The organism is Herbiconiux sp. VKM Ac-2851 (genome assembly GCF_013205105.1).
Lineage (GTDB): Bacteria > Actinomycetota > Actinomycetes > Actinomycetales > Microbacteriaceae > Herbiconiux > Herbiconiux flava.
Genome location: NZ_JABMLJ010000001.1, coordinates 186,399 through 211,099, shown reverse-complemented (window position 1 = coordinate 211,099; position 24,701 = coordinate 186,399). Strand labels below are relative to the sequence as shown.

Annotated in this window: 20 protein-coding genes and 1 pseudogene; 18 read left to right on the top strand and 3 right to left on the bottom strand. The window is 71.1% G+C overall.

Going from position 1 to position 24,701, the window contains the following annotated elements:
• The first annotated feature begins 46 nt into the window (after positions 1 to 46).
• The 15 genes and pseudogenes from HQQ85_RS00970 (at position 47) to HQQ85_RS00905 (ending at position 15,786) form a co-directional block, all read left to right on the top strand.
• Positions 47 to 1,342: an ABC transporter substrate-binding protein gene (locus tag HQQ85_RS00970; protein ID WP_371741710.1), complete on the top strand. Its 1,296-nt coding sequence runs from the start codon at positions 47 to 49 to the stop codon at positions 1,340 to 1,342.
• A 155-nt stretch (positions 1,343 to 1,497) separates the two neighbouring features.
• On the top strand, positions 1,498 to 2,442 hold the full coding sequence (locus HQQ85_RS00965; RefSeq protein ID WP_173181662.1) for a carbohydrate ABC transporter permease: 945 nt from the start codon (positions 1,498 to 1,500) through the stop codon (positions 2,440 to 2,442).
• Positions 2,443 to 2,459: 17 nt separating this feature from the next.
• On the top strand, positions 2,460 to 3,341 hold the full coding sequence (locus tag HQQ85_RS00960) for a carbohydrate ABC transporter permease (protein WP_173181663.1): 882 nt from the start codon (positions 2,460 to 2,462) through the stop codon (positions 3,339 to 3,341).
• A gap of 28 nt (positions 3,342 to 3,369) precedes the next feature.
• Positions 3,370 to 5,700, top strand: a complete 2,331-nt coding sequence (yicI, locus tag HQQ85_RS00955) for an alpha-xylosidase (protein WP_173180647.1) — start codon at positions 3,370 to 3,372, stop codon at positions 5,698 to 5,700.
• Positions 5,697 to 7,139, top strand: coding sequence for a GH1 family beta-glucosidase (locus HQQ85_RS00950; protein WP_173180646.1), 1,443 nt, complete (start codon positions 5,697 to 5,699; stop codon positions 7,137 to 7,139). The genes yicI and HQQ85_RS00950 overlap by 4 nt, the downstream gene beginning before the upstream one ends.
• 69 nt (positions 7,140 to 7,208) lie before the next feature.
• Complete coding sequence (locus HQQ85_RS00945; protein ID WP_173180645.1) at positions 7,209 to 7,772, top strand: TetR/AcrR family transcriptional regulator; 564 nt, start codon at positions 7,209 to 7,211, stop codon at positions 7,770 to 7,772.
• 42 nt (positions 7,773 to 7,814) lie between these two features.
• A complete protein-coding gene (locus tag HQQ85_RS00940) occupies positions 7,815 to 8,651 on the top strand; it encodes an SDR family NAD(P)-dependent oxidoreductase (RefSeq protein WP_173180644.1) in 837 nt (278 codons plus the stop codon).
• Between the two features lie 105 nt (positions 8,652 to 8,756).
• A complete protein-coding gene (locus tag HQQ85_RS00935) occupies positions 8,757 to 9,638 on the top strand; it encodes a siderophore-interacting protein (protein WP_173180643.1) in 882 nt (293 codons plus the stop codon).
• Between the two features lie 81 nt (positions 9,639 to 9,719).
• Positions 9,720 to 10,340: a nucleotidyltransferase domain-containing protein gene (locus HQQ85_RS00930; RefSeq protein ID WP_173180642.1), complete on the top strand. Its 621-nt coding sequence runs from the start codon at positions 9,720 to 9,722 to the stop codon at positions 10,338 to 10,340.
• Positions 10,341 to 10,378: 38 nt separating this feature from the next.
• The gene (locus HQQ85_RS00925; RefSeq protein ID WP_173180641.1) at positions 10,379 to 10,741 is read left to right on the top strand and encodes a hypothetical protein; all 363 of its coding nucleotides are present in this window, start codon (positions 10,379 to 10,381) and stop codon (positions 10,739 to 10,741) included.
• Between the two features lie 59 nt (positions 10,742 to 10,800).
• Positions 10,801 to 11,577 (top strand): 1-acyl-sn-glycerol-3-phosphate acyltransferase, encoded by a 777-nt coding sequence (locus HQQ85_RS00920; RefSeq protein WP_173180640.1) that lies wholly within the window; start codon positions 10,801 to 10,803, stop codon positions 11,575 to 11,577.
• A gap of 118 nt (positions 11,578 to 11,695) precedes the next feature.
• Positions 11,696 to 11,803: pseudogene (locus HQQ85_RS21520) on the top strand (DUF2510 domain-containing protein); the annotation flags it as partial.
• Between the two features lie 84 nt (positions 11,804 to 11,887).
• Positions 11,888 to 12,727 (top strand): G5 domain-containing protein, encoded by an 840-nt coding sequence (locus tag HQQ85_RS00915; protein WP_254069073.1) that lies wholly within the window; start codon positions 11,888 to 11,890, stop codon positions 12,725 to 12,727.
• Positions 12,728 to 12,876: 149 nt separating this feature from the next.
• The gene (locus HQQ85_RS00910; protein WP_173180638.1) at positions 12,877 to 14,400 is read left to right on the top strand and encodes an NAD(P)/FAD-dependent oxidoreductase; all 1,524 of its coding nucleotides are present in this window, start codon (positions 12,877 to 12,879) and stop codon (positions 14,398 to 14,400) included.
• A gap of 81 nt (positions 14,401 to 14,481) precedes the next feature.
• Entirely contained in the window at positions 14,482 to 15,786 is a 1,305-nt protein-coding gene (locus tag HQQ85_RS00905) for a cell wall-binding repeat-containing protein (RefSeq protein ID WP_173180637.1), read from the top strand.
• A 76-nt stretch (positions 15,787 to 15,862) separates the two neighbouring features.
• Here the strand turns inward: HQQ85_RS00905 and HQQ85_RS00900 are convergent, their stop codons facing one another.
• On the bottom strand, positions 15,863 to 17,491 hold the full coding sequence (locus HQQ85_RS00900) for a SulP family inorganic anion transporter (RefSeq protein ID WP_216851393.1): 1,629 nt from the start codon (positions 17,489 to 17,491) through the stop codon (positions 15,863 to 15,865).
• Positions 17,492 to 17,626: 135 nt separating this feature from the next.
• On the opposite strand from HQQ85_RS00900, the gene HQQ85_RS00895 reads away from it, so the two are divergent.
• Positions 17,627 to 18,835, top strand: a complete 1,209-nt coding sequence (locus HQQ85_RS00895; RefSeq protein WP_173180636.1) for an epoxide hydrolase family protein — start codon at positions 17,627 to 17,629, stop codon at positions 18,833 to 18,835.
• On the opposite strand, the gene HQQ85_RS00890 is transcribed toward HQQ85_RS00895, so the two are convergent.
• Complete coding sequence (locus HQQ85_RS00890; RefSeq protein WP_173180635.1) at positions 18,826 to 19,767, bottom strand: hypothetical protein; 942 nt, start codon at positions 19,765 to 19,767, stop codon at positions 18,826 to 18,828. The genes HQQ85_RS00895 and HQQ85_RS00890 overlap by 10 nt on opposite strands.
• Before the next feature lie 90 nt (positions 19,768 to 19,857).
• On the opposite strand from HQQ85_RS00890, the gene HQQ85_RS00885 reads away from it, so the two are divergent.
• Positions 19,858 to 21,600 (top strand): cell wall-binding repeat-containing protein, encoded by a 1,743-nt coding sequence (locus HQQ85_RS00885; RefSeq protein ID WP_173180634.1) that lies wholly within the window; start codon positions 19,858 to 19,860, stop codon positions 21,598 to 21,600.
• Here HQQ85_RS00885 and HQQ85_RS00880 read toward each other — a convergent pair.
• Positions 21,597 to 23,252, bottom strand: a complete 1,656-nt coding sequence (locus tag HQQ85_RS00880) for an ABC-F family ATP-binding cassette domain-containing protein (RefSeq protein ID WP_173180633.1) — start codon at positions 23,250 to 23,252, stop codon at positions 21,597 to 21,599. The genes HQQ85_RS00885 and HQQ85_RS00880 overlap by 4 nt on opposite strands.
• Before the next feature lie 202 nt (positions 23,253 to 23,454).
• Between HQQ85_RS00880 and HQQ85_RS00875 the strand changes: the two genes are divergently transcribed.
• Positions 23,455 to 24,531 (top strand): cell wall-binding repeat-containing protein, encoded by a 1,077-nt coding sequence (locus HQQ85_RS00875; RefSeq protein WP_173180632.1) that lies wholly within the window; start codon positions 23,455 to 23,457, stop codon positions 24,529 to 24,531.
• The last annotated feature ends 170 nt before the right edge of the window (positions 24,532 to 24,701 follow it).

Sequence of the window (24,701 nt, the reverse complement as noted above, 5' to 3'; positions counted from 1 at the left end):
CCAGAACAGCACCCCGAGCATCCGCTCACTACAAGGAGGTAGAACAGTGAACCGACGCACCCGCGTCCTGACCGGGATGGCCCTCGTGGCCGCCACGGCCGCAGCCCTCACCGGCTGCTCCGGCGACTCGAGCGGCGAGAGCGACAACACCCTCACCCTCTGGCACTACGAGGGCGCCGACAGCGCCATGGGCAAGGCCTGGGACGAGGCCATCAAGGTCTTCGAGGAGGAGACCGGCGCCACCGTCGACTTCGAGGAGAAGGGCTTCGAGCAGATCCGCTCGACCGCGAGCCAGGTGCTCAACTCGAACGAGGCGCCCGACATCCTCGAGTACGCCAAGGGCAACGGCACGGCGGGCCTGCTGGCCAGCCAGGGCCTGCTCACCGACATCAGCGATGCCGTCGACGAGTACGGCTGGGACGACAAGCTCGCCCCGTCGCTGCAGACGACCGCCCGCTACGACGACGAGGGCGTGATGGGCGACGGCCCCTGGTACGGCGTGCCGAACTACGGCGAGTACGTCACCGTCTACTACAACAAGGACATGTTCGCGGCCCAGGGCATCACGGTGCCGACGACCGCCGACGAGTTCGAGGCGGCGCTGCAGACGTTCACCGACGCCGGCATCACCCCGCTGGCCGAGGCGGCCCAGGAGTACCCGCTCGGCCAGCTCTGGTACCAGCTCGCGCTGAGCCAGGCCGACCGCGACTGGGTCAACGACTACCAGCTCTACGACAACCCCGTCGACTGGCAGGGCGAGGCGCTCACCAACGCGACCGACACCGTCAAGGACTGGGTCGACAAGGGCTACATCTCGCAAGACGCCTCGGGCCTGAAGGCCGAGGACGCCGGGCTGGAGTTCATCAACGGCGAGGCCCCGATCTTCGTCTCGGGCAGCTGGTGGTACGGCCGCTTCACCTCCGACATCACCACCTTCGACTGGGACATCTTCGAGTACCCGGGCAGCGAGCTGAACCTCGGCTCCGCCGGCAACATGTGGGTCGTCCCGGCGAGCGCGAAGAACCCCGAGCTCGCCTACAAGTTCATCGACATCACGATGCGCCCCGAGATCCAGGCGATCCTCGGCAACAACGGCGGCCTCCCCGTCGCCGCGAACATCGACGACATCACCGACGCGAAGAGCAAGGTGCTGATCGACCAGTTCAACACCATCAACGAGCGCGACGGCCTGGCGTTCTACCCCGACTGGCCCACGCCCACGTTCTACGACGAGCTGAACGGCGAGCTGCAGAACCTGATCAACGGCTCCTCGGACACGTCGGCCGTGCTGACCACCCTCGGCGAGGACTACGACTCCTACGTCGAGGACTTCCGCAAGTAGTCCCAGCGGAAACCCCGCGGGGCGCGCCGGTGCAGGCGCGCCCCGCCCCTCCCCCGTCCTCCCGAGCAAGGAGAGATCGCATGGCCACAACCGTGCCGTTCGTCAGACCGACGAGCGAGAAGGCCGCGGCAGCCGCCGCACGCAGAGCCGAGCGGATGCCCGTTCCGCCCGACGAGCCGCTCATCCCCAGCCGTGGCGGCCGAGGCCGCGCCGCGTACTGGCTCTACCTGCTGCCCGGCTTCGTGCTCCTCACCGTGATCGTGCTGATCCCCCTGGGCTGGAACGTCTACCTCAGCTTCACCGAGTGGCGGGGCATCAAGCCGCCGGAGTTCATCGGCCTCGAGAACTGGATCGAACTCTTCGGCGACGCCGCCTTCTGGGCGTCGTTCCGCAACTCGGTCGCGATGATCATCGCCATGGTGGTCGTGCCGACGCTCGCCGGGCTCGTGCTCGCCGCCCTGTTGTTCGACCTCGTCGGCCGCAAGTTCGGCGGCCGGATCGCGAGCTTCCTGCGGGCCACGTACTACCTGCCGCAGATCCTCCCCGTCGCCGTCGCCGGCATCGTGATCGGCTGGATCCTCCGGCCGGGCGACGACGGCGCGCTCAACCAGATCCTCGAGGGCATCGGTCTCGGCGGCCTCGCCCACAACTGGCTGGGCAGCCCTGACACGGCGCTCGCGAGCATCATGGTCGTGATGGTCTGGGTGCAGATCGGCTATCCGATCGTCATCTTCATGGCAGCCCTGCAGCGGGTCGACCCCGAGCTTTACGAAGCGGCCGAACTCGACGGGGCCAACTGGTTCCAGCGCTTCCGCTCGATCACGGTGAGCATCATCCGGCCCGAGATCTACGTGGTCACCCTGACGTGCACGATCGCCGCACTGAAGGTCTTCGGCCCGATCTACGTTCTGACGGGCGGCGGCCCCGGCACCTCGACGCTGGTGCCCGCGTACTACGCCTACAGCGAGTTCTTCCAGTCGCAGCAGGTCGGCTACGGCGCCACCATCGCCACCGCCCTCACGGTGATCATCGCCGTGGTGGCCATCGCGTTCATCCGCCTGCAGCTGCGCGGCGAAGAGAAGGAGAGGAGCGGACTGTGACCGCCGTCCCCGTGAAGATCGAGACCCCGGCACCGGCCCCTGGCGCGGCGAAACGCACGCGCTCCGGCAAGCGCCGCCCGCGCACCGTCACCGACTGGCTGCTGCTCGCCCTCGGCATCGTGGTCGCCGTCGTGATTGCCTTCCCGTTCATCCTGATCCTGATCAACTCGTTCAAGTCTCCCCAGGACTACGCCGCCACCGGTCCGCTGCAGCTGCCCACCCAGCTCTACTTCGACGGGATCGTGCGCTTCTGGGAGCGCGTCGACTTCCCCCAGAAGCTCGGCAACAGCATCCTGATCGCCGGCGTCGTGTCGGTGCTCGCGGTGCTGATCTCGGTGCTCAACGCCTTCGCGATCGGCATCGGCCGGGTGCGGGCGCGCACGTCGATCATCGTGCTGTTCCTGCTGGCGAACCTGCTGCCGCAGGAGGCGCTGCTCTACCCGCTGTACTACATGTTCAAGCAGGTGGGCCTCTACGACAACGTGTGGAGCGTGATCATCATCTTCACGGTGATCCAGAGCGCGTTCGGCACCTACCTCCTCTCGAGCGTGTTCGGCACCTTCCCGAAGGAGGTTCTCGAGGCCGCCGCGCTCGACGGCGCCGGTCGGTGGACCACGCTCTGGCGGGTGATCGTGCCGATCTCCCGGCCGACCCTCGCCGTGCTCCTGATCTTCTTCTTCATCTGGACCTGGAACGAGTTCCTGATCCCGCTGACCTTCCTCGTCTCCAACGACAACCAGACGGTTCCGGTTGCCATCAGCGTGCTGCAGGGCGACCGCCTGATGGACGTGACGACCACGAGCGCCTCGGCGCTCCTCGGCCTGATCCCGACGCTCGTCTTCTTCCTCATCTTCCAGCGCACCCTCACCCGCGGCATCACCGCCGGCGCGGTGAAGTGATCCACCCTCTCCCACCGAAGGACCAGGCATGAAGTTCACCGACGGGTTCTGGCACGTGCGCCCCGGCGTCACCGCGCTCTACGCCCAGGAGGCCTATGACATCGACGACCGGGGCGACCGCCTCGTCGTCTCGGCCCCCACCAAACGCATCGAGTCGCGCGGCGACACCCTCAACCGGGCGATGCTCACCGTCACCCTCTCCTCGCCGCTCGAGGGCGTGGTGCGGGTGCGCATCGAGCACTTCCAGGGGGCCCGCCGCTCCCCGGGCTTCGAGCTGCCGGGCGCGGCCCCGGGGGATGACGTCGGCAGCACCGCCGCCGGGCCCGACGGCGCCACGCTCACCTCGGGCGCCCTCACCGCGCGGGTCGCCGTGGGCTCCCCCTGGTCGCTCGAGTTCAGCTCGGCCGGGCGGCCCCTCACCGCCAGCGGGCACAAGTCGGTCGGCTACGCCGCGCTCGCTCCGGATGCTCCGGTCGCCGCCGAGCCCACCGGCATCGCGGGGGTCACCTCCACGGGCCTCGCCCCTGCCCTCCGCTACGTGCACGAGCAGCTCGACCTCGCGGTCGGCGAGAGCATCTACGGTCTCGGCGAGCGCTTCGGACCGGTCGTCAAGAACGGCCAGACCGTCGACATCTGGAACGCCGACGGCGGCACCTCGAGCGAGCAGTCCTACAAGAACGTGCCGTTCTACCTCTCCAGCCGCGGCTACGGCGTGTTCGTCAACCAGCCCGAGCACGTCTCGTTCGAGGTCGGCACCGAGGCGGTCGAGCGGGTGCAGTTCTCGACCGCGGGCGAGTCGCTGGAGTACTTCGTGATCGACGGCCCCACCCCGAAGGACGTGCTCGAGCGCTACACGACGCTCTCCGGCAAGCCGGCGCAGGTCCCGGCCTGGTCGTACGGACTGTGGCTCTCGACGTCGTTCACCACCGACTACGACGAGGAGACCGTGACCGGATTCATCGAGGGGATGAGCGCGCGGAGCATCCCGCTCTCGGTGTTCCACTTCGACTGCTTCTGGATGCGCGAGTTCAACTGGACCGACTTCGACTGGGACGCCCGCACCTTCCCCGACCCCGAGGGCATGCTCGCGCGGCTGCACGAGCGCTCACTGCGGGTCTCGGCCTGGCTGAACCCCTACATCGCCCAGCGCTCCCCCCTGTTCGCCGAGGCCTCGGCCGCCGGCTACCTCGTCCGCCGCGCCGACGGCTCGGTCTGGCAATGGGACTTCTGGCAGGCGGGCATGGGTCTCGTCGACTTCACCAACCCGGATGCGCGGGCCTGGTTCCAGGAGAAGGTACGGGTGCTGCTCGGGCAGGGCGTCGACGCCATCAAGACCGACTTCGGCGAGCGCATCCCGCTCGACGTGGTGTGGCACGACGGCAGCGCGCCGGAGGCCATGCACAACCTCTACGCCCAGCTCTACAACGAGGCGGTGTTCGAGGTGCTCGTCGCCGAACGCGGCGAGGGCGACGCCGTGGTCTTCGCCCGCTCGGCCACCGCCGGCGGACAGCGGATGCCCGTGCACTGGGGCGGCGACAACTCCTCGTCGTTCGTGTCGATGGCCGAGACCCTGCGCGGCGGACTCTCGCTCGCACTCAGCGGCTTCGGCTTCTGGAGCCACGACATCGGCGGCTTCGAGGGCACCCCCGACCCGGCGGTCTTCAAGCGCTGGGTGGCGTTCGGGCTGCTCTCCTCGCACTCGCGGCTGCACGGCTCGACGAGCTACCGCGTGCCGTGGGCGTTCGACGACGAGGCGGTCGAGGTGACCCGCCGCTTCGCGGAGCTGAAGCTCTCGCTGATGCCCTACCTCTACTCGGTCGGGCGCACCGCCCACCTCACCGGGGTGCCGTTCATGCGGCCGATGCTGCTGGAGTTCCCCGACGACCCGGCCGTGCGGCACCTCGAGCGGCAGTACATGATCGGGCCGTCGCTGCTCGTGGCACCGGTCTTCGACGCGAGCGGGCTGGTGGAGTACTACCTGCCGGAGGGCACGTGGACGCAGCTGCTGACCGGGGAGACCGTCCGGTCGCCGGGAGCGTGGCGACGGGAGACGCACGACGTGTTCAGCCTGCCCGTGTGGGTGCGCTCGGGCGCCGTGCTGCCGATGTCGGCGCGGGTCGACCGGCCGGATCACGACTACTTCGACGGGCTCGTGCTGGTCGTGCATCCGGGAGCCGGCGGGCCCTCGACGATCGCGGTGACCTCACCCGTGGGAGACCGGACCGTCACGTACCAGGTGACAAGAGAGCGCTCTCAGGTCATCATTGAGACGGAGGCACGCGATGCTGCGTTCTCCGTACGAACCCCCGACGGCGACCTCGTGTCGTCGTCCGACGGAAAGGCGACCCTCCCGGTATGAGCTCCACCACCGGCAACCCCGACTACCGCGACTCGGGGCTGACGTTCCCCGACGGCTTCCTCTTCGGCTCGGCCACCGCGTCGTACCAGATCGAAGGCGCCTACGACGAGGACGGCCGCGGCCCCTCGATCTGGGACACCTTCAGCCACACCCCCGGCATGGTCTGGAACGGCGACACCGGCGACGTCGCCGACGACCACTACCACCGCTGGGAGAGCGACCTCGACCTGATGGTGGAGCTCGGGCTCGAGTCGTACCGGTTCTCGATCGCGTGGCCGCGCATCCAGCCGACCGGTCGGGGCCCCGCCGTGCAGGCCGGCCTCGACTTCTACTCGAACCTCGTCGACGGATTGATCGCGCGCGGCATCACCCCGATCGCCACGCTCTACCACTGGGACCTGCCGCAGGCCCTCGAGGACGAGGGCGGCTGGACCGTGCGCTCGACCGCCGAGGCCTTCGCCGACTACGCCCGCCTCGTCGGCGCGGCGCTCGGCGACCGGGTCGCGGTGTGGACGACGCTCAACGAGCCGTGGTGCTCGGCCTACCTCGGCTACGGCTCGGGCGCGCACGCCCCCGGGGTCACCTCGCCGCTCGCCGCCCTGCAGGCCGTGCACCACCTGAACCTCGCGCACGGGCTGGCCATCCAGGCGCTGCGCTCGGTGGTCACGAACGACCCGCAGTACTCGATCACGCTCAACCTGCACGTGCTGCGCGGCTCGGGCCCGACGGGCGCGGAGGCCGTGCGGAAGATCGACGCCATCGCCAACCGCGCCTTCACCGGGCCGCTCCTGCACGGCGCATACCCGCCCGACCTGTTCGTCGACACCGCGGCCATCACCGACTGGTCGTTCGTGCTCGAGGGCGACCTCGAGATCATCAACCAGCCGCTCGACGTACTCGGCGTCAACTACTACTCGACCACACTCGTGGCGGTGTGGGACGGCGTCTCGCCCCGTCAGATGGCGGATGGCCACAAGGACGTCGGCGGTTCGCCGTGGCCGGGCGCCGACGACATCGAGTTCCTGCCGCAGCCGGGGCCGTACACCGAGATGGGCTGGAACATCGACCCCTCTGGGCTCGAGGAGCTGCTGCTGGCGCTGCACGCCGAGTTCCCGTCGCAGCCGCTCATGATCACCGAGAACGGGGCCGCGTTCGACGATGCGGTGACCGTCTCGGACGGGATCGCCCGGGTGCACGACCCGCTGCGGGTCGACTACCTGCAGCGCCACTTCACCGCGGCGCACCGGGCGCTCTCGGCCGGGGTCGACCTGCGCGGGTACCAGGTGTGGAGCCTGATGGACAACTTCGAGTGGGGCTACGGGTACTCGAAGCGGTTCGGGATCATCCGGGTGGACTACGACACGCAGGAGCGGACGTTGAAGGACAGCGCGCTCTGGTACGCGGCGCTGATCACGTCGCGGACGATCCCTGCGGCATAGCCCGACACCGTCGATCGACCCCGCGCCGGTTTTGGCACAATCTGCCAAAACCGGCGTAGGGTCGTCGTCATGGTCAGTGTGCGCGTCGACGAGTCCCGGCTCCGCGCCTCCGAGGCCGTCTGCGCCCTCTTCGTCGAGCGCGGCACGACCAGGCTGACGGTCGCCGAGATCACGACCGTCATCGGCGTGCCCACCCGAACCTTCCACCGCTACTTCGCCAGCAAGGCCGACTGCGTCCAGCCGGTCTTCGACTGGACCACCGCCGCCTTCAACGACCACGTCTCGACCGCTCCCGCCGGCTCCCTCGACGAGCTGCTGCGCTCCGGCTTCGAGCGGATGCTCGGCGGCCCGGTCGCGGAGCGCACCCGCCTTCTCTTCCCCCTCGTCTTCCGCGACGACGAGATGTGGTCGGTGTTCCTCCGCGCGGTCCACGTCGGCGAGCTCTCCCTCGTGCCGGCTCTGGCCCGGCGCCTCCAGGTGGATCCCGCATCCTCGACGGCTCGGGTCGCCGCGGCCGCCGTCGCGAGCGCCACCCGGCTCGCGCTGGAGGACCTCGTCGCCGACGGTCGCGACCCGGCCGCCGCCTTCGCCCTGCACCTCCAGCACTTCGGAGCGGGCATCCCCTCGCTCTGATCGAGAGAAAGAACGACCCAGAGAAAGAAAGAAGGAACCACCATGACCGGACTCCTGACCGGCAAGGTCGCCATCGTCACCGGGGGCACCAGCGGCATCGGCCTCGCCTCCGTGCGGCGCTTCGTGGAGGAGGGCGCCAAGGTCGCCATCGCCGACATCTCCGACGAGCAGGGAACCGCCCTCGCCGCCGAGCTCGGCGACGCCGCCTTCTACGTGCACACCGACGTCACCGACGAGGCGGCGATCGAGGGCCTCGTGGCCACGACCGTCGACCACTTCGGACAGCTCGACGTCATCTACAACAACGCCGGAGCCCAGGGCGACCCGTCGCCGATCCTCGAGGTCGGCTCGGAGGGCTTCGACAAGACCCTCGCGCTGCTCACCCGCTCGGTGCTGCTCGGCCACAAGTACGCCGCCCGCCAGTTCCAGGCGCAGGGCACCGGGGGCGCGATCGTCTCGACCGCCAGCGCGGCCGCCCTCCAGGGCGGCTGGAGCGCCGCCGGCTACACCATCGCCAAGCACGCCGTCGTGGGCGTCGTGCGGCAGGCCGTCGCCGAGCTGGCGCCGCTCGGCATCCGCTCGAACGCCATCGCCCCGGGCATCATCATGACCCCGATCATGGCGCGCTCGTTCGGCGTGCCGCTCGAGCGCGCCCAGGAGTTCACCGACTTCCTCGGCGAACGCCTCGGCCCCACCCAGCCGATCGGCCGGGTCGGCCAGCCCGAGGACGTCGCCGACGTGGCCGTGTTCCTCGCGAGCGACCTCTCGCGCTTCATGACGGGGGCCGTGGTGCCCGTCGACGGCGGCGCGACCGCGGTGACGCAGGGCACGTTCGCCGCCGACGTGGCGGCCGCCGGCGCCGAGTTCCTCGGAAGGTAAGGGTACCCTCAGGCGGAACCGCTAGCGTGGTCGTGAGGGCGACGGATGCCCCGTGCATCCGCTGCCCTCTCGACACGCCTTCGCGCGAACCCCTGGAGCCCCCCCATGACCGACGTCGCCCCCACCACCCCTGTCTCTGCCTCACCCACCGACGCCGGACGCCGTCCTCCGCGCCCGCCTCAGCCGCAGCGCGTGCTGCAGGTGCGGCGAACCGAGCAGCTGACGCCGCACCTGGTGCGGGTCGTGGCGGGCGGGGAGGCGGTGGCGGGCATTCCGTCGACGCCGCACACCGACCGGTACGCGAAGATGCTCTTCGCGCCGGCCGGCTCGACGCTGCGACCGCCGTACGATCTGGCCGCTCTGCGGTCGACGCTCGGCCCCGCCGAGCTGCCGTCGCAGCGTACGTACACCGTGCGCCGGGTCGACCTCGGGCGGAACGAGGTCTGGATCGACTTCGTCGTGCACGGCACCAGCGGCGTCGCCGGGCCATGGGCTGCTGCCGCCCAGCCCGGCGCCGATGTCGTGATCTCGGGCATCGGCTCGGGCTACGCGCCCGACCCGTCCGCCACCTCGCACCTCTTCGCCGGCGACGAGTCGGCGATCCCGGCCATCGCCGCCGCGCTCGAGGCACTGCCGTCCGACGCCCGCGGCCTCGCCCTGATCGAGGTCGACGGCGCGGCCGACGAGCTCCCGCTCGCGGCCCCCTCGGGCGTGGGCGTGACCTGGGTTCACCGCGGCGGTGCCGCCGCCGGCGCCTCGACGGCCCTCGTCGACGCCCTCGCCGCCCTGCCGGCGCCCACCGGCGACACCCAGGCCTTCGTGCACGGCGAGCGCGGCGCGATGAAAGCGCTGCGGCCGCTGCTCCTCGACACCTGGGGTATCCCTCGGGCCCGCCTCTCGCTCTCGGCCTACTGGGCCTTCGGCCGCGCCGAGGACGCCTTCCAGGCGGAGAAGCGCGAGCCGGTCGGCCAGATCTTCCCGGCCTGACCGCGTTCCGAAAGCCAGGCTGAACATGATCATTCATCACTGAGTATTCCAATTTCGGGACACATGGTTCATAATCGGGCCATGGATCTCTCCAATCCGGGCGACGCCCTCCTCGGCCCCGCGACCACTCGACTGCTGACTCACCTGGCCCGACTGAACGGCGGCATCACCGGACGGCGAGCAGCGGAGCTCGCACAGGTCCCGTGGTCGACAGGATGGCGGACGCTGGAGCGGCTCACTTCGCTGGGGCTGGTTCTCCGGCAGACCGTCGGATCGTCCGCGCTGTTCACACTCAACCGGGATCACATGCTGTGGCCACCGATACGGGACATCCTGGCGGCGCGCAGCCGTCTGGAACTTCTCGTCGCCGATCTCGTAGCAGCCTTGGCCGATGACGAGACCACTGCCGCACTGTACGGCTCCGTGGCCCGTGGCGACTCCACCGCAGGCAGTGACGTCGATCTGATCATCGTGTGGTCCGCTGCCGTAGACGACCCGGCCCAGCGCGACCATCTGCTGCGCCGTCTGGCCGAGGAGGTCGAACTGGCGACCGGCAACCGTCTGGAGGTGATCGACCTCGACCGCAGCGATCTCGAGCGCCTCAGCGTGGCCGCAGATCCGCTGATCTCCTCCTGGCAGAACGACGCCCGCACGCTGGTCGGCCCCGACCTGGGCGAACTGCTCGCACGGGCGGCTGCGTGACCGGACGATTGCGCCGGATCACACCGGCCGAAGTCTCCGTGCGGGCTCGGCACGCGCACGCCTTCCTCGATGCCGCCGAGCTGATCCTCCTTCTCGGAGACGATGCGGGCATCGAGGCGGTGCCCAATCTGATCGGCTCCCTGGCGGTCCTGTCCGGGATCGCTGCAGCCGATGCCATCTGCGGAGGATCGCGCGGGGAACGAGCCGGGGAGAACCACCTCGACGCCGTCGATCTGCTGCGACGATCGGTCGAACCCGGGAGCACCGCACCGGCTCAGCTCAAGCGGCTGCTGACCGCCAAGTCGACCACCCAGTATTCGGGCCAGCTGATCGGGCGGGTGAAGGCCTTCGAACTCCTGACGGCGGCGCGACGGCTCGTCGAGTGCCTCGACCGGAGCTGAACCGAACCCAGCCGTCGACGCCCCGGCGCTTTCCCATCACATCGTCGTAGCGTGGAGCCATGACCCGCCGCCGACCCGAGCCCGTCTACGCCGCCGCCATCGCGATCGGGCGCTCGCTGTTCGCCTCCTGGCGCCTGAAGCGCCACGCGACCGGCCTGTCGAACATCCCGTCCACGGGTGGTGCGGTGATCGCCATGACCCACTTCGGGTATCTGGAGTTCGCGCTCGTGGAGTGGCAGACGTGGCTGTACAACCGCCGGCGCATCCGCTTCATGGCCACCAAGCGCGCCTTCGACAAGCCGGTCGTCGGGTCGCTGCTGCGCGGCATGAAGCACATCGAGGTCGACATGTCAGCCGGTGGCGAGGCGTACGCGCAGGCCGTTCTCGCACTGAAGCGCGGCGAGCTGATCGGCGTCTTCCCCGAGGCCGGCGTCAGCGCGAGCTTCACCGTGCGTTCGCTCAAGACCGGCGCCGTGCGACTGGCCGCCGAGGCGGGTGTGCCGGTCATCCCGGTCGCGGTCTGGGGCGGTCAGCGCCTGCTCACCAAGAACCGCAAGCTCAGGATGCGCGACCGCATCGGCATCCCCGTGCACTTCTCCTTCGGCGCCCCGCTCGTCGTCGCGCCCACCGACGACCCGGCGGAGGCCACCTCCCGGCTCCGAGACACCCTGGTGTCGCAGACCGATGCCCTCCAGCGCTCCTACCCCGCGGACGGCGCCGGAGCCTGGTGGCAGCCCCGCCACCTCGGCGGCACCGCCCCCACGCCCGAGGAGGCGGCGGCGGCCGACGCGGCCCGCGACGCGCGCCGGGCGGCGGAGGCCGCCGCCCGCTCGTAGCGCACCCCTGTTCAGCGCACCCCTGTTCAGCGCACCCCTGTTCTAGGGACTGTTCCGACATCCGTCGACATCTGTAGTGTTCGAGGGCCCGATCGCCCGACGAACCGATTGCGACCCGATGACGACGACCCCTGCCGGCTGGTACCCCGACCCTCAGAACCCCGCTGCTCAGCGGTGGTGGGACGGGACCAGGTGGACGGAATTCACGTCTGCTTGGGCACAATCGCCGGCTGCACCCGCTCCGCCGGCCACGCCTCCCCGGTCTGTGGCGCCGCAGCCCGCCGGTGCCCGGCGCTCGTGGCGGCCGACGTTGTCGACCTACATCGTGGGTGTGCTGGCTGTGCTCGTCTCGATCATCGGCGCCGGCACGAACGGCATCGGCGGCTTTCTCGTAGGCCTGGCACTCTTCGGCATCGGCGCGGGCGTCTACACGCTCGTCAAGCGCCGGCCGAGCTTCCTGAATCTCGCGCCGACGAAGCGGGCCGGCGGAGCAGCGCTCGGGGTCTCGGCGGCGCTGCTGCTGGTCGGCTCGCTCCTGGCGCCGCACTCCGCACCGGCGCCCGAGGCAGCCGACGCCGACTCGGTGGCATCCGTCTCCTCGCCGGCCGCCGCCGCTCCGTCGGCCACGCCGAGCACGACTCCCTCCCCGAAGAAGAGCGCGACTCCCACGCCGACGCCCACCCCCACGCCGACGCCGGTCGTCGCCACGCAGTTCGCGGACGTGTCCGAGCCCATCCCCTTCGCCTCCTCCAGCTACGACGAACCGACCCTCGAGCTGGGCGCGGCCGTGACGGTGACGGCCGGCGTGCCGGGCACTCTCGTGAAGCGCTGGCAGATCACGACCACCGACGGGGTCGAGACCGGCCGCGCCCTGGTCTCGGAGACGGTCACCTCCACCCCGGTCGACGAGGTGATCGCGATCGGCAGCCTGCAGCCCGCTCCACCGCCCGCTCCCGAGCCGGAACCGGTCGCCGATGCCGGGGGCGGCTGCGACCCGAACTACGCCGGCGGCTGCGTGCCGATCGACTCCGACGTCGACTGCCCGGGCGGCAGCGGCAACGGTCCGTCCTACGCTCCCGGCCCCGTTCAGGTCATCGGTTCCGACATCTACGACCTCGACCGCGACGGCGACGGCCTGGCCTGCGACTGACCCTCCCCACGTCCGTCCTCCGCTCTCGGTGGGAAACCTCGGAAGTGCCGTGGTGCCCGGGGCCGAAGCGTGGTTGCCTGAAGGCAGGCCCTCAGCCGCGAGCGCGCCGAGACGACGGATGCGCCGCCCCACCCGAAGGACGCCGCACCATGCCCGAGCCGACCACCTCAGCTGCCGCACCCCGCACCGCCCGGGCGACCACCGCATCCGGCACCACCCCGACGATCGCACCTGACGCGGAGCCGGCGACCACCGCATCCGGAACCATCGCCGACGGGGACACGTTCGACGTCGCCGTGATCGGCGCCGGGCCCGCCGGCACCGCTGCGGCCCTGCGCGCCGCCGAGCTCGGGGCGCGGGTCGTCGTGCTCGAGGCCGGGCGCGTCGGCGGCACCTGCGTCAACACCGGGTGCGTGCCCACCCGCGTGCTCGCCAAGACCGCGCGGCTGATGCGGGACGCCCGGCACGCCGACGACTACGGCATCCAGCTCGGGCAGCCCCGGATCGACTGGGCCGCGACCGTCGCGAACGTGCACGCCCGCGTCGACCGCGTGCGCGACATCAAGCGCGAGGCCGAGCGGTTCGCCGCCGCCGGCATCGCCCTCGTGCAGGAGGGTCGCGCGCGGTTCGAGGACGAGACCACACTCGTGCTGGACAGCGGGCGGCGGGTGCGGGCCGCATCCGTTCTGATCTGTGTCGGCGGGCACTCGCGGCGGCTGCCGATCCCGGGGGCCGAGCTCGCGACCGTGCCCGAGGACGTGCTGCACCTGCCCGAGCTGCCCCGCCGCGTCGCGGTGATCGGAGCGGGCAACACGGGGGCGCAGCTGGTGACCGTGTTCAGCTCGTTCGGGTCGGAGGTGACGCTGCTCGACGTGGCGCCGCGCGTGCTGATGGCGTCGGATGCGGCGATCTCGTCGGTCGTGTCGGACGCGTTCGCGCGGCAGGGCGTCGAGGTGCAGACGGGCATCGAGACCGTCGAGCGGCTCTCTCGTTCTTCTTCGGGTATAGACGTCTCGTGGCGCGCGGCCGGCGTCTCGGCGACGAAGACCGTCGACGCCGTGATCATGGCCACCGGATGGCCCGCCGACGTCGACGACCTGGGCCTCGAGAAGGCCGGCGTCGAGGTCGTGCGCTCGGCGATCCCGGCCGACCGGTACTTCCGCACCGCCGTGCCGCACATCTTCGCCGTCGGCGACGCGAACGGCCGCGACATGCTCGTTCAGGCGGCCCAGTTCGAGGGCGAGGCGGCGGCCGAGAACGCGGTGCTCGGTGTCAACCGGCGCACCCCGCAGCACCTGCTGCCGGCGGGCGGGTTCACCGATCCGGATTACGCCGGCGTCGGGCTCACCGAGGTCGAGGCACGCGAGCGCGACCCGCAGTGCGTCGTGGCGACGGTGCCGTTCAGCGGGGTCGACCGGGCGGTGATCGACGACCGGGAGACCGGCTTCCTGAAGTTGATCGCGGACCGGCGGCGGGAGCTCATTCTCGGAGCGCACGCCGTCGGTGAGAACGCGATCGAGGTGGTGCAGTCGGTGACGACGGCGATGGCGGCGGGCGTGGACGTGTCGACGCTCGCGAACGTGCGCTTCGCCTACCCCACCTACAGCGCGGTGATCGGGCTGGCGGCCCGGGCGCTGCTCGCGGAGTCACCGCGGCCGACGGAGCTCGACTGAGTACGAAGTACTCATAACTCCCCCGGTCGCTTCGCCGACAGGATCGTTTCTCTACCCAGACTCGATCGAAAGCGACCTCTCATGCCCCTCGCCCCCTCCCGCCGGCTCGCACTCGGCAGCCTCGCCACGGCCGCTGTGCTCGGCGCCGCCCTGCTTCCCGCAGTCGCCACCTCGGCCTCGGCGGCGACGCCGAACCCGACGTGCCCGAGCGGTACCGCTCTCGTCGGGTTCCCCCTGACCGCAGAAGACGTCATGCCGCCCGTCGCCGCTCCCGACAGCATGTCCGTCACCATCGAGGGCGCGCTTCCCGACGGCGTCTCGTTGTACAGCGACGCGAACCGGGCCTACGTCTACGGCACACCGACGAAGGTGCAGACCACGGCGTTCAGCATCACCGCCAAGGTCACCAAGGCGGGCACCACCACCACCAGCATCGTGGAGTGCGGCTTCGAGGTGAAGCCCGCCCCCACCGTCACCCGCATCGCAGGCAAAGACCGCTTCGAGCAGAGTGCGCTCGTTTCGAAGGCCACCTTCGCCACGGCCGACACGGTCTATCTGGCGAGCGGCGAGAAGTTCCCGGATGCCCTGAGCGCCGCCTCGGTGGCCGCCGACCACTCGGCGCCGCTCCTGCTCACCACCGCCGCCCGTGTCACCGACGAGGTCGTCGCCGAACTGAAGCGCCTCGCGCCGAAGGACGTCGTCGTGGTCGGCGGACCGCTCGCCGTCTCCCCTGCCGTCGTCGACCAGCTGAAGACCGCCCTCGGCACCCCCTCCACGATCACCCGCATCGGTGGCGCCGATCGCTTCGAGGTCTCGCGCAAGCTGATCGGCGACCGCACCTTCGGCATCCCCGCTTCCGACGACGTCTTCATCGCGACGGGCACGAACTTCCCTGATGCCCTGGGCGCCTCGCCGGCCGCCGCGTTGATCGACGCGCCCGTGCTCCTCGTGAACGGCGGCGCCTCGGCGCTCACCGCTCCCGAAAAGGCGACGCTGACCTCCCTCGGTGCCAAGACCACCTCGATCGTCGGCGGCCCCCTCGCCGTCAGCGCCGCCCTCGAGACCGACCTCGCGAAGTCCTACACGACCACCCGCTTCGGCGGCGGCGACCGCTTCGAGGTCAACGCCGGCCTGAATGCAGCCGCCTTCAAGCCCGGCGTCGACACGCTCTACCTTGCGAGCGGTGCCAACTTCCCCGATGCTCTGAGCGGCGGCGCCGCGGCGGGTGTGCAGGGCAACCCGCTGGCCATCACCGAGACGAACTGCATCTCGGGCGCTACGGCACTGAGCATCGGCCGGCTGCTCCCCTCGAAGATCGTGATCCTCGGCGGAACGGCGAGCCTCGGGGCGCCCCTCGACAAGCTCACCCTCTGCCCCGCCGAGTGACACGCTGAGTCGACCCACCGGCGAGGCTTCCCCTTCCAAGGGGCGGCCTCGTCGGCGTTCGCAGCACTGCTTAGGGTCAGCGGAGCAGGCCGGTGAGCTTCCCGTGAAAGAGGGAGCTGCGGTCGTCGAGGCCCACGATCTGCGCCTCGATGCCGTGCTGGCGGTACTTCATCACCACGGCGTCGAGGGCGGCGACGCTCGAGGCGTCCCAGATCTGCGAGCCGCTGAAGTCGATCACCACCCTGGCCGGGTCGGCCGCGTACGAAAAGAGCTCGACCAGGTCGTTCGAGCTGCCGAAGAAGAGCGGCCCCCGCACCACGTACCGCACGCCACCGTCAGGGCCGGCGTCGGCACGGGCATCCGTCGCCCCCACCCGGTGAGCATCACCATGCGCATCCGACGCCCCCAGCCCACCAGCGAGGGCACGAGCATCCGTCGTTGAAGCAGCAGGCGCAGCACCCGGCACCACGACCCGCGTCACCGTGATCACGTGCGCCACCCGCCGCGCGAACAGCACCATCGCCAGCACCACCCCCACGAGCACCCCGATCGCGAGGTTCCCCGTCGCCACCACGACCGCCACGGTCACGGCCATGACGAGGGTCTCGGGCACGGGCATCCGCTGCAGGGTCGACGGCCGCACGCTGTGCCAGTCGACCGTCGTCACCGCCACGACCATCATCACCGCGGCGAGCGCCACCATCGGAATCTGCGCCATCAGATCGCTCAGCAGCGTCACCAGCGCCAGCAGCACGAGGCCCGCCACGAAGGTCGAGATGCGGGTGCGGGCCCTGGCCATCTTCACGTTGACGACGGTCTGGCCGATCATCGCGCATCCGGCGATGCCCCCGTAGAAGCCGGCGAGGATGTTCGCGACCCCGAGCGCCCACGACTCCCGGTTCTTGTGCGAGCGCGTCTCGGTGATGTCGTCGACGAGCTTCGCGGTCAGCAGCGTCTCCATCAGGCCCACGAACGCCACACTCAACGCGGTGGGCCAGATCAGGGCGAGGGTCGAGAGATCAAGCGGCGCGAGGAACGGCGTGAGCCCGGGCAGCGCCCCGCCGATCTCACCCTCGTCGCCGACGTTCGGCACGCCGAGGTGCGCGATCATCACGATCGCGGTCACCACGATGATCGCCACCAGCGGCGCCGGCACCGCCTTCGTGAACCGCGGCAGCACGAGGATGATCGCCACCGTCAAGGCGAACAGCGGGTACACCAGCCACGGCACGTCGATCAGATGCGGCACCTGCGCCACGAAGATCAGGATGCCCAGCGCGTTCACGAACCCGACCATGACGCTCCGCGGGATGAATCGGGCGAGCCGCGCCAGCCCCAGCGCCCCGAACGCGATCTGCACCAGTCCGGCGAGCAGCACCGTCGGCAGCAGGTACTCGACCCCGTGGTCCTTCACGAGCGGCGCCACCACGAGCGCCACCGATCCGGCCGCCGCGGTGACCATCGCGGGCCGCCCGCCGAGCACCGACATGCTGAGCGCCAGCACCACCGACGCGATCAGGCTGACCTTCGGGTCGACCCCGGCGATCACCGAGAACGAGATCACCTCGGGGATGAGCGCGAGGGTCGTCACGATCCCCGCGAGCACCTCCCGGCTGAGCAGCACGGGGCTGCGCAGCGCCGCCCGCGTCGTGATCTCCTGTTGCGGTGCTGTGCTGTCTGCGAGCGCGATCGTAGGTCCCCTCATCCGCTGAGCGGACCGGGTCGGAGCCGCGCCCGTCAATGCTACGCACTAGCTCGCGGGACTGCAGACGCCGAGGCCTGGCACGAACCAGGTTCCGGATGCTCGCGACCGCCGCCCCCGCAGCGCTACGGTCGATCCATGCCGACTGCTCCGTTCCGTCCCGAGCCCTTCACGTCGAGCACCGATCCCACCGAGCTCGACGACCTCCGCCGCCGCCTCCGGGCGACCCGGTGGCCCCGAACCCCCGCCGACGCCGGATGGGCCGAAGGAGTCGACCTCACCGCCCTCCGCACCCTCGTGGAGTACTGGGCGAACGACTTCGACTGGGCGGCGACCGAGGCCCGGTTGAACGAGCTGCCCCGCTTCCGGGCGACCCTCGGTCTCGGTGCCGGCAGCGGAGTCGATGCCGACAGCGGAGCCGGCCCAGACAGCGGTGAGGGAACAGAGCCGGGCACGATCGGCATCCACTACGTCCACGTCCGCGCGGCCTCGGGCGCGCATCCGCTGCCCCTGATCCTCACGCACGGCTGGCCCGACTCGTTCTGGCGCTACTCGAAGGTCATCGAGCTGCTCACCGACCCGGCGGCCCACGGCGGCGACCCCGAGGACGCTTTCGACGTGATCGTGCCCGACATGCCGGGCTACGGCTACTCGGACCAGCCCGTCGAGGCCCTGAACTCCCGAGACGTCGCCGCACTGTGGACGCAGCTGATGACCGGCCTCGGCTACGAGCGCTTCGCGGCGGCGGGCGGCGACATCGGCAGCCACGTCAGCCGCTACGTCGCGCTCGACGAGCCGTCCCGGGTCGTCGCCGTGCACCGCATGGATGCCGGCCTCCCCTTCCCCTCGATCGACCCGGCGGATCTGTCGGCGCCCGAGCGCGAGTGGCTCGCGGGGGCAGCCGCCTGGGGAGCGAGCGAGGGCGCCTACGCCGCGATGCACCGCACGAAGCCACTGACGGCGGCGGTCGGCCTCACCGACTCCCCCGCCGGGCTCGCGGCGTGGATCCTCGAGAAGCTGCACGCCTGGACCGACACCGATCTCACGCTCGACGACGTGCTCACGAACCTCTCGATCTACTGGTTCACCGGCACGATCGGCTCCTCGATGCGGATGTACCGCGCGAACGCGGCCATCCCGCCCGCGCAGCTGGCACGCCGGGTCGAGGTGCCGTCGGGCTTCTCGATCTTCGACCACGACATCGTGCGCGCGCCGCGGGAGTGGCTCGATCGCTCGGCGAACACGGTGTCCGTCACCCACCCGCCCCACGGCGGCCACTTCGCGCCCCTCGAGCAGCCAGCCCGTTACGCGGACGAACTCCGCACCTTCTTCCGCCCCTACCGCTGAACGCGGGCCTGAGGCCGCGGCGGTGTCGAACCCCGCACGGCCGGGTCGGGATCATCCCACCGCTGCACCGACTGCAGCACCCAGAACACCACGAAGAGCGCCAGGGCGACGGCCTCGCCGACGAAGAGCGGCGGCGGGGATGTGTCGTCGGCGTGGCCCGTGAGCACCGCGACCACCGTCACGGCCAGGTCGATCACGAGCGCCACGGCGAGGACGCCGTAGCTGCGGCGAAGCCACGGCACAGCCGGCACGCCCGGCCCCGACGGCGGTGCGACCGCGTTGACCACCGCGACCGCCGCCACCAGCCCGAAGAACACCACCGCCGCCACCAGGTGGGCATTCGCGAGAAATGCGTCCCGCTCGAGCATCCACCCCGCCGCCACGGCCGCAAGCACCCCGAAAGCTACCCCCGCCGACACCAGCGCACCCGGCGCCGAGCCGTGTCCCGTCGCGCTACCGCCAGCGCCTGCGCCGAGCCAGGCCGCACGATCGCGAGCTGCGCCGAGCGCCGCGAGCGCCAGCACGACCGCCACCGTCAGCGCCCCCGCGATGAGGTACACGGTCACGCCCACCTCGACGTCGGGCAGCACCCCCTCGGGCAGGCAGCGGTCACCGGATGCGCACGCCACCGCCACCCCGGGCACCGCCCCCGCCCGCACCGGCGTCGGCACCAGCGCGATGACGGGAGCGACGACCGCCGCGGCGTCGAGCAGCGCCCGCTGCGCGCCCCGCCCCGACAGCACCAGGATCGCGACCGCCGCCGCCAGCAGGGAACCTACCAGCACGTTGCGCGCGGGTGTGTAGTAGTAGGCGCTGATCGACCCGAGCACCCCGGTGCGCGCCGACGTCACGACCACCGCGATGCCGATCAGCAGCACGGTGCCGCCGATGGCGATCCGCCCGTTCCGATACGTCCGCTCCAGCGCCGTCACGGCCCCGACCCTACCTCGCCTCGCCGACACGGCGGCGTCGGGTCGGGCCGGCGAAAGGAGTCCTCTACTCTGAACCGACGACCCGGAGGAATGATGACGCGCATTCGCACCGCCCTGACCGCACTGATCACCGCGGCGGCCTTCGCGCTGCCCGCCGCCGCGACGCCGCCGGCAGCCGAGGCCGACACGACGACCGAAACGAGCAGCGCGCCGAGCGCCACCGCGACGCAAGCCTCCACCCACACGGTCGCCGGTCACATCTCCGATCTCAGCCCCGCGGGTGCGAACAGCTTCGGCGTCAGCGGAGCCTCCGTGACCATCCAGGATGCGGCGACCGGATACACCATCGCCTACGGGACCGCCGATTCGAGAGGTGACTACCAGATCACCGGCGTCCCCGACGGGGACTACCGGGTGCACGTCACCGAGTACCACGCCCCGTACTCCGACGCGGACACAGGCCTCGCCCCCGCCTGGTGGGGCGGCACGCCGTTCCGCTCGGAAGCCCGCATCCTCAGCCTGACCGAGAGCGGAAACGGAAACGGTGCCGGCACGGTCGACGTCGGCTTGCCCCAGGGAGCTTCGATCACCGGGTCCGTCTCGACCACGACCTGGTTCGAGAACAACCAGAAGTCGGTGAAGACCCTCATCCAGAACCCTGATGGCACCTGGGAACCTGCCGCCTGGGCCTCGGCCGACGGCGGGTCGTTCCGGATGATCGGAGTCCCCGACGCCCCCCAGGTCGTGCTGTTCGACAACTACACCAGTGGGATCGGCGGCGGACAGATGTTCAGTCCGCAGTACTGGCCTGGGCAGCCGTCACGCGCTTCCGCGACGATCGTCCGACCGCGGGCCGGCGAGCAGCTGACGGGATTCGACGCGGTGCTCGGCCCCTGGCGGGCCCACTTCGACGGTCGTATCAGCGGGGCGGACCGGTTCGAGGCCTCGGCCAACATGTCCGCCGCGGCATTCGAACCCGGCGTGCCGGCCGTGTTCGTCGCCGACGGCACGAACTACCCCGACGCGCTCAGCGCCGGGCCGGTAGCTGCAGCGATGGGCGGGCCGGTGCTGCTCGTCCGCCCTGATTCGGTGCCGTCCGCCATAGCCGCCGAACTCGACCGGCTCGACCCCAAGGCGATCTACGTTGTCGGAGGGCCGCGGGCGGTGCAGCCGTCGACCTTCGACCGGATCGCCTCCTATGCCTCGAGCACCACCCGGATCGGAGGGGCTGACCGATTCGAGGCCTCCCGTGCCCTCGCCCGATTGGTCACCCCGCTCATCCCGCCCGGGCAGGGGTCGGGCCAGTCGGGGCCGCAGATCATGTTCGCCGACGCCCGCGGCTTCGCCGACGCCCTCTCGGCCGGCGCGGCGGTGGCCGGCAGCGGCGCCGTGGTGCTCGTCGACGGATCCCGCAACTCGCTCGATGCGGCGACGACCGCTCTTCTGAACGAGCTCCGACCCGGCCACACCTGGGTGATCGGCGGACCGAACGCCATCGCCGCCGGGCTGGAGGACAGCATCCGCTCCCAGGGCTGGTCGTCCCAGCGGGTCGGCGGCGCCACCCGCTACGAAGTCTCGGCGGCACTGATCGGCTTCTTCCCCCGCTCAAACGACGATGCCCGGGTGTACCTGGCGGTGGGCACGAACTTCCCCGATGCGCTGTCCGGCGCGGCCCTCGCCTCGAAGAAGCGGTACTCGCTCCTCATCACGCCCTCGACGTGTGTTCCCGGCGCCGTGCTCGACCGGATGCGCGACTACGCCGAACCCAACGCCGTCCTCCTCGGCGGCCCCGCGAGCCTCGGCCCCGGCGTGGAGAGCATGCAGCGCTGCTAGGCCTCCGTCACGACCCCCGCCGCCACGCTCCAGTGCCGCCCCAGCTCGACGGTCTCGAGCATCCGCCGGTCGTGGGTCACGAGCAGTAGCGTGCCCTCGTACGAGGTGAGCGCCTGCTCGAGCTGCTCGATCGCCACGAGGTCGAGGTGGTTGGTCGGCTCGTCGAGCACGAGCAGGTTCACGCCCCGCGCCTGCAGCAGCGCCAGCCCGGCCCGGGTGCGCTCGCCCGGCGAGAGCTCGGCGACGGGGCGGTTGACGTGGTCGGCCTTGAGGCCGAACTTCGCCAGCAGCGTGCGCAGCTCGGCGACAGGCAGGGCGGGCAGCAGCGACGAGAAGCGGTCGACGAGCGGCCCCGGCCCGGCGAGCACCGCCCGCGCCTGGTCGATCTCCCCGATCTCCACCGAGGCGCCGAGCGACGCGGTGCCTGTGCTGGGCGCCAGGCGACCGAGCAGCAGCTTCAGCAGCGTCGACTTGCCGGCCCCGTTCGGCCCGGTGATGCCGATGCGGTCGCCCGCGGTCACCTGCAACGACACGGGGCCGAGCGTGAAGGACCCCAGCGTCACGGTCGCGGCCGACAGCGTCGACACCACCGACGACGACCGCGGAGCCGACCCGATGGTGAACTGCAGCTGCCACTCCTTGCGCGGCTCCTCCACCTCGTCGAGCCGCGCGATGCGGCTCTCCATCTGCCGTACCTTCTGCGCCTGCTTCTCCGACGACTCCGCCGAGGCCTTGCGCCGGATCTTGTCGTTGTCGGGCGACTTCTTCATCGCGTTCCGCACGCCCTGGCTCGACCATTCGCGCTGCGTGCGCGCCCGCGAGACCAGGTCGTCCTTCTTCGCCGCGAACTCGTCGTACTCCTCGCGCGCGTGCCGCTTCGCGACCTCCCGCTCCTCCAGGAACGCGTCGTAGCCGCCCCCGTAGACCCTGTTCGTGCCCTGCGCGAGGTCGAGCTCGAGCACCCGCGTCACGCTCCGCGCCAGGAACTCGCGGTCGTGGCTGACGAGCACCACCCCACCGCGGAGCCCACGGATGAAGCTCTCAAGCCGCTCCAGCCCGTCGAGGTCGAGGTCGTTCGTCGGCTCGTCGAGCAGCACGATGTCGAACCGCGACAGCAGCAGCGCCGCGAGCCCGACGCGCGCCGCCTGGCCGCCCGAGAGCGAGGTCATCAGCGCATCCGCCGACAACTCGAGGCCCAGTTCGGCCAGCACGACCGGCAGCCGCTCGTCGAGGTCGGCGGCCCCGCTCGCGAGCCAGCGCTCGAGGGCGGCCGAGTACGTGTCGGCGGGGTCGGGGGCACCGGATGCGCGTTCCGCCGTGTCCCCGAGCGCCGACGCCGCGGCATCCATCTCGGCCGTCGCGACGGTGGTACCGGTTCGCCGGCCGACGTACTGCGCCACCGTCTCGTCGGGCATCCGCTCGTGCTCCTGCGGCAGCCAGCCGACGAACGCATCGGCGGGCGCGAGCGAGACGCTGCCCTCGAGCGGCGCGGACAGCCCCGCGAGGATGCGCAGCAGCGTCGACTTGCCGGCCCCGTTCGCGCCGACCACGCCCACCACGTCACCGGGGGCGACGACGAGGTCGAGTGAGCTGAACAGGGTGCGGTGGTCGTGGCCCCCGGCGAGCCCTTTGGCGACGAGCGTTGCGGTCATCCCTCCATGCTCTCGCATCCGCCGCGCCGCTGCGGCCACGGGGTTCCGGATGCTCGTGCCGCCCACCCCGCCCGACACCCTTTACGCGGCGGGCCCCCGGGTCTACTCTCGCCGTGGGGAGATCGACGCGGGGCTCCGAGCGCGATCGGCGCAGTGACCCGACCGTTCCGTTCCATTCCGCTCCGACCGCGATCGAGGAATCATGAACCCCAGCCGTTCCCGCCGTCCGCTCCTGCCGGCGCTCACCGCCGTCGCCCTCGCCGTGCTGCTCACCGGGGCCGCCCTCCCCGCGTCGGCGACGACCTCTGACGAGACCGGAACCACCAGCGCCGCAGCCGAGAGCGCCGCAGCCGCCGCCCCCACCGTCGACCGCATCGGCGGCGCCGACCGCTTCGCCGTCGCGGTCAACGTCTCTAAGGAGGGCTACCCCGACGGCAACGGCGTCGCCTACCTCGTCACCGGCCTCGACTACCCCGACGCCCTCGGCGCCGCTCCGGCTGCCGTGCACACCAACGGCCCGCTGCTCCTGACCACACGCGACACCATCCCGCCCGTCGTGCTCGGCGAGCTGAACAGACTGAAGCCCAATCTCGTGATCATCGTCGGCGGCCCGAACACGGTCTCGGCCGCCGTGCAGTCCCAGCTCGCCGGCGTCGTCTCGGCACCGGCGGTGACCCGTGTGCAGGGCACCGACCGCTACGACACCTCGCGGAAGCTCTTCGACTACGCCTTCGGCTCCGCCGTGGGCCCGATCGCCTACGTGGCGACCGGCCGCAACTTCCCCGACGCCCTCTCGGCGGGCGCCGCCGCCGGGTCGGTCGACGCACCGGTGGTGCTCGTCGACGGTGCGCAGGGCGAGCTCGACGCAGCGACCTCCGGCACCCTCACGGCCCACAACTTCACGACGATCAAGGTCGCCGGTGGCCCGGCCGCGGTCTCCCCCGGCATCGTGTCCGATCTCGACTACCTCTTCGACTCGGTCGTGCGGCTGAGCGGCGCCGACCGCTACCAGAGCTCGATCGCGATCAACCGCGACGGCTTCACCGCGTCGGGCCGCGTCTTCCTGGCCACCGGTTCGACGTTCCCGGATGCCCTCGCCGGCGCCGCCCTCGCCGGGAAGCTCGACGCGCCCCTGTTCGTCGTGCCGAGCACCTGCGTGCCGCCCACGGTGCTGACCGAGATCAGCAACCTCAAGGCGACTCGCGTCACGCTGCTCGGCGGCCCCGCGGCCCTCGCGCCGAGCGTGCAGGCGCTGCAGCCCTGCAGCGGGCCGGAGTAGCACGGCAGCGGGCCGGAGCAGTTCGGCAGCGGACCCGAGCAGTACAGCACGCCGGCGTGGTCGAGCTGCCGGGCCGGAGCAGCATAGCGGGCCCGTGCAGCCGAGCATCCTGAAACAGAACGCAGCCTGAGTGCGACCGGAGAAAGCCCTGCACACACTGCCGCCCCCGG

Excerpts from the sequence above, each read along its gene's own strand:
- HQQ85_RS00945 (WP_173180645.1), top strand. The coding sequence starts at position 7,209 with ATGGTCAGTGTGCGCGTCGACGAGTCCCGGCTCCGCGCCTCCGAGGCC.
- HQQ85_RS00880 (WP_173180633.1), bottom strand. The coding sequence starts at position 23,252 with ATGACCGCAACGCTCGTCGCCAAAGGGCTCGCCGGGGGCCACGACCAC.
- HQQ85_RS00930 (WP_173180642.1), top strand. The coding sequence starts at position 9,720 with ATGGATCTCTCCAATCCGGGCGACGCCCTCCTCGGCCCCGCGACCACT.
- HQQ85_RS00935 (WP_173180643.1), top strand. The coding sequence starts at position 8,757 with ATGACCGACGTCGCCCCCACCACCCCTGTCTCTGCCTCACCCACCGAC.
- HQQ85_RS00900 (WP_216851393.1), bottom strand. The coding sequence starts at position 17,491 with ATGAGGGGACCTACGATCGCGCTCGCAGACAGCACAGCACCGCAACAG.
- yicI (WP_173180647.1), top strand. The coding sequence starts at position 3,370 with ATGAAGTTCACCGACGGGTTCTGGCACGTGCGCCCCGGCGTCACCGCG.
- HQQ85_RS00885 (WP_173180634.1), top strand. The coding sequence starts at position 19,858 with ATGATGACGCGCATTCGCACCGCCCTGACCGCACTGATCACCGCGGCG.
- HQQ85_RS00905 (WP_173180637.1), top strand. The coding sequence starts at position 14,482 with ATGCCCCTCGCCCCCTCCCGCCGGCTCGCACTCGGCAGCCTCGCCACG.
- HQQ85_RS00950 (WP_173180646.1), top strand. The coding sequence starts at position 5,697 with ATGAGCTCCACCACCGGCAACCCCGACTACCGCGACTCGGGGCTGACG.
- HQQ85_RS00875 (WP_173180632.1), top strand. The coding sequence starts at position 23,455 with ATGAACCCCAGCCGTTCCCGCCGTCCGCTCCTGCCGGCGCTCACCGCC.
- HQQ85_RS00920 (WP_173180640.1), top strand. The coding sequence starts at position 10,801 with ATGACCCGCCGCCGACCCGAGCCCGTCTACGCCGCCGCCATCGCGATC.
- HQQ85_RS00910 (WP_173180638.1), top strand. The coding sequence starts at position 12,877 with ATGCCCGAGCCGACCACCTCAGCTGCCGCACCCCGCACCGCCCGGGCG.
- HQQ85_RS00895 (WP_173180636.1), top strand. The coding sequence starts at position 17,627 with ATGCCGACTGCTCCGTTCCGTCCCGAGCCCTTCACGTCGAGCACCGAT.
- HQQ85_RS00965 (WP_173181662.1), top strand. The coding sequence starts at position 1,498 with ATGCCCGTTCCGCCCGACGAGCCGCTCATCCCCAGCCGTGGCGGCCGA.
- HQQ85_RS00940 (WP_173180644.1), top strand. The coding sequence starts at position 7,815 with ATGACCGGACTCCTGACCGGCAAGGTCGCCATCGTCACCGGGGGCACC.